This window comes from Variovorax sp. P4_D9, from assembly GCF_056401695.1.
Genome location: NZ_JBFUIU010000998.1, coordinates 1 through 2894 on the forward strand (window position 1 = coordinate 1; position 2894 = coordinate 2894).

4 protein-coding genes are annotated in these 2894 nt (G+C 62.2%); 1 reads left to right on the forward strand and 3 read right to left on the reverse strand.

Annotated features, from left to right (window positions below; genetic code table 11):
- Positions 1-400 precede the first annotated feature (400 nt).
- The 3 genes from AC1DY5_RS49790 to AC1DY5_RS49800 form a co-directional block, all read right to left on the reverse strand.
- Positions 401-724 (reverse strand): nuclear transport factor 2 family protein, encoded by a 324-nt coding sequence (locus AC1DY5_RS49790; protein ID WP_478121699.1) that lies wholly within the window; start codon positions 722-724, stop codon positions 401-403.
- Positions 725-728: 4 nt separating this feature from the next.
- On the reverse strand, positions 729-1628 hold the full coding sequence (locus tag AC1DY5_RS49795; protein WP_478121702.1) for an MBL fold metallo-hydrolase: 900 nt from the start codon (positions 1626-1628) through the stop codon (positions 729-731).
- A 78-nt stretch (positions 1629-1706) separates the two neighbouring features.
- The gene (locus tag AC1DY5_RS49800) at positions 1707-2336 is read right to left on the reverse strand and encodes a DsbA family protein (RefSeq protein ID WP_478121700.1); all 630 of its coding nucleotides are present in this window, start codon (positions 2334-2336) and stop codon (positions 1707-1709) included.
- A 78-nt stretch (positions 2337-2414) separates the two neighbouring features.
- On the opposite strand from AC1DY5_RS49800, the gene AC1DY5_RS49805 reads away from it, so the two are divergent.
- Positions 2415-2894: LysR family transcriptional regulator (locus AC1DY5_RS49805; RefSeq protein WP_478121701.1), on the forward strand; the 480-nt coding region annotated here is incomplete at its 3' end.

Here is a 2894-nt window from a genome sequence, read left to right on the forward strand (position 1 = left end):
CGGCTGAGCGCAACTGGCCGATCACCGGCCTCACGAAACTCACGGATCCAGAAAATCGCGTTCCCGCGAGGTTGCGGCGCGGGGCAATTGCACGCCAACCCGAACAAGTCGCCCACCAACTCGCGATGCCGACGATCCAATGCCATCGAATTGGGTGATGTCATGTCTCAGGCGGTCAAATTGGACGGGCACGGCGCAACAAAACAAACCAACGCGACCAAGCGTGCGTCTGGGCTCACGGATTCAGGTTAGAGTCATGCGCCACTAGCGACATCTGCGAACACCACTAGCGGGATCTAAGAGCGCTTACAGCCGCCTCAGTCCTCGCCCTATCGTCAGGTCAGCGCTTGCTGCACCATAGCGCTGTCAACATCTGCTCCATGCTGACGATCTTGCCATCCTAGAGTCGATAGAGATGCGCAAACACGGCGCTCATGGCTTTTGCTGTTTTCGCATAGGTGCCGGAATACACGCCGAAGGCCGCGACCCGATCGCCGTCCGAGATGTAGGTGTGCACCGCAGCCTTGTAACTTACCCACTCGTTCGCCAGTCTCCGAAACACATGGGCGAGGATTTCTTCGGGCCCGGTGTAAGTGCCGGCGTAGGGGAAGCCGGCTGCCTCGGTCCAGATGGCGTCAGGCGCCAGAGCCGCGAGCAAATGCTTGCCGTTCTCCTCTGACGGGCCTTCGTAGGTCGCGCGAATGACATCCAGATTGATCGTCATCGCCTCAACCCCACTTCATCTCGCCCTTGGCGACCTTGGCGCCGATCTGCAGTGCGATGGCCATGCCGGCGTTCGGATAGCGCTTGGTCATGGCTGCGATAAGGGCGGCGCTGTCGGTGGTCTTGGAAAGCTCTTCTTCGAATGCCACGAGGTAGTCGCGCGTGTAGCGGATGGCGGACGCGTCCGTCGCCGCGGTGACTGTCATGTGGCCGGGGACCACCACGGCGGGCTTGCGCGCTTCCATGGCGTCGAGGTTCTTGATCCATGCGGCGCGAGCCTCGGCACCTTGCGTATCCGCGGTCCAGACGTGAACGCCCGAGAACAGCAGCACGCCGCCGAAAATGGCGTTGAGCGAAGGCACCCAGACATAGCGGCGGTTGGCAAGACTCTCGGCTTCGACGATCTCGATGGCCTGGCCTTCCAGGGTGAGGCTTCGGCCGTCGAAGGCTTCGGGCATCACGATGTCCGCCAGGGTCTGCGGACCGTTTTCCTTCAGCTGCGGACCCCAGGTCGCGAGCTTCTTTTCGACGTTGCCCTTGATGGCCGCGATCGTGGCCGGAGCGGCGATCACCTTGACTGCGGGAAACGCCGCCTTGATGGGCCCCAGGCTGAAGTAGTAGTCAGGATCGCTCTGGCTGATGTAGATCGTGGTGAGATTCTTGCCGCTGCTCTTGATGGCCTCGGCCAGTGTCTTGCCGTCCGAGAGGGTAAAGCCCCCATCGATCAGCACGGCATCGCGTACGCCGGAAATCAGCACCGGGGCGCGGAAGAATCCGTTCTCGCCGGCGGGGAAATGTTTCCAGGTCAATACAGTATTTGCAGCCATAGCGCTCTTCACTCCTAGGATGGCCGTCGCGGCACCTGCGGCGGTGACGGTCTTAATCAGTTCTCTGCGTGTTGTCATGGGCTGTGCCGTCGGCATGGTTTCAAGGGGTTTGCGGGGGGCGAGTCCGACCATCGGCTCAGTTCCGGCTCAGGCCGTCTACAACTGACTGATCAGGGCGCCGGGATTGGAATAGGCAGCACCGGGATCTACCATCCAGCGCTTCGCGCCGACTTCGGCGACCAGGGTGGGCACGCCACGAGCGCTGAACTCCCGCATCAACGCCTTCGCTTGATCGATACGGGCTCCGTTGGCACCCAGCAGGGCTGTATCGGGTTGCACAACCCTCGCAGCTGCCTGTTCGAGACCGAGCCCCGCCAGAAGCCCGGCGAGCGTTGCCAACGACGTCACGTCGCTGCCATCCACGTAGCGTGCTCGCTGGATCGCCTTGAGGGCTTCCAGTTCGCTGGCCGGGTCGGTCAACGACACAGCGGTCAGCGCAACCGTGGCCGGACCGCTGTCGAAGAGCTGCTGTCGATCGCCGAGAACCCGATGTCGATATCGCTCGGTGAAGCGCTGCCCCGTCAGGCGTTCGATGCGCTGGTCGTTGGACCAGGCAAAGTTCGCGAAGGCATCGTCCATCGCTCGTGCGCCCTCGCCCGAGAACAGGCCGGTCGGCAGCAGATTGACCACAACGCCCGGGGTTTCGAACAGGTCCGAAACAGCCGGTGTCGATCCATAGCACCAGCCGCACAGCGGGTCGAACAGGTAGTGGAGAGTCTTGTTCATGGAGGACGTTTGGGTTGCTTGCGTGAATGGTAGGCACGACTCATTGACTCTTAAATACACACGTGCTAAACACAATGTATGCTGAAAGCACACAATAAGGACGAGAGCGGCTTGGGAGGAATGGGCAACCTCAGGCGCCTGACCTACTTCGTGGCCGTGGTGGAGACGGGCTCCTTCACTGCAGCCGCCGAGCGCCTGGGTATCACCAAGGCGGTCGTCAGCCAGCAGGTGGCCCGCCTGGAGCGCGAGTTCCGGACCTCGCTGCTGGTGCGCACCACGCGCAAGGTCCAGCCCACCGAAGCGGGACAGGCGTTCTACCAGCGTTGCGCCTTCATCCTGCGCGAGGCCGAGCATGCCTTCGAGGATCTGGCCGAGACATCGGCAGAGCCGTCCGGCATGCTGCGGCTCACAGCGCCCTTCGACTACGGTGTCGGCGTGGTCGTGCCAGCCATCGCGGCCTTCACCAAGCGGTATCCGGCATGCAAGGTCGATGCGATTCTGAGCGATCAGACGCTGGACATCATGTCCGGCAAGATCGAACTGGCGATCCGTGTTGGC